At 59.8% G+C, this 1,057-nt stretch carries 2 protein-coding genes; both read left to right on the forward strand.

Annotation, left to right across the window (positions count from 1 at the left end; all coding sequences use genetic code 11):
- A partial coding sequence (locus V0U79_RS13595) for an EF-Tu C-terminal domain-related protein (RefSeq protein WP_330197884.1) occupies window positions 1-96 on the forward strand: 96 nt, incomplete at its 5' end.
- A gap of 392 nt (window positions 97-488) precedes the next feature.
- A partial coding sequence (locus V0U79_RS13600) for a TonB-dependent receptor plug domain-containing protein (protein ID WP_330200055.1) occupies window positions 489-1,057 on the forward strand: 569 nt, incomplete at its 3' end.

Genomic DNA, 1,057 nt, shown 5'->3' on the forward strand with positions numbered 1-1,057 from the left:
ATCACGCCGATCGCGATGGACCAGGGCCTGCGCTTCGCTATCCGTGAAGGCGGCCGCACCGTCGGTGCCGGCGTCGTCTCGAAAATCATCGAGTAAAATCAGAATACTGTTTGTGTTCTGAGCGTGTTGAAAGGCCGTCCCCCGGGGCGGCCTTTCTCTGTTCCGGCCTCCGGGCTTCGATGTGATTCGCGCTGAGGGCGAAGAATCGGTTGTATGAGAAGCGTCAACTCGCCGCTCAGCCGTATCTGCGGCTTATCCGCAACACCTCTGTGGGCATCTCACGTTCATGACAGTGTTATTACAGAGTGATCGTTGACCCGTGACACTTGATACTGCACGATTTGTGACGGTGCTGTGTCGTGTATGCGACTCGGTGATAACAGGGGGCAACCCAACAAGCCAACCAGCCGGGACAACCGGCGTCGTCAAACTGTTTAATGACTCGGAGGGAATTCAGAGTGAAACAGAGAACTCTCAAGGCTTGCCTGATGGCAAGTACGCTCATCGGCGGACTCGGCCTCGCGGCTCCCGCCTTTGCGCAAGATGGTGCGGATGACCGCGTCATCGTTACCGGTTCGCGGATCGGCCGTAGCGAGCTGACGTCTGTCAGCCCGATCACGGTCGTCGGCCAGGACGACCTGAATGTTCAGGCCGTTCGTACGCTGGAAGACTTCGCTGACCAGATCACGTTTGCGCCGGGTGGTGAAACCAACTCGCGCGTGAACAACGGCTCAGGCGGTCAGGCAACCATCTCGCTCCGTGGTCTCGGCCCGCAGCGGACCCTGCTCCTGGTCAACGGTCGCCGTGCGACCCCGACCACGACCGGCGGTTACACCGACCTGAACATGATCCCGGTTTCCGTGATCGGCCGCGTGGAAGTGCTGCGTGACGGTGCTTCGACGATTTACGGTTCGGACGCGATTGCCGGCGTGGTCAACATCATCACCCGCGACGATGTCGAAGGTGTCGAGCTGTTTGCTCAATATGATGTGACCTCGGAAGGCGACGGCCAGATCTACCGTTATGGCGCGACCTTCGGCCGCTCCTTCGACGGTGG

It is taken from the genome of Hyphobacterium lacteum (assembly GCF_036330345.1).
Taxonomy (GTDB): domain Bacteria; phylum Pseudomonadota; class Alphaproteobacteria; order Caulobacterales; family Maricaulaceae; genus Hyphobacterium; species Hyphobacterium lacteum.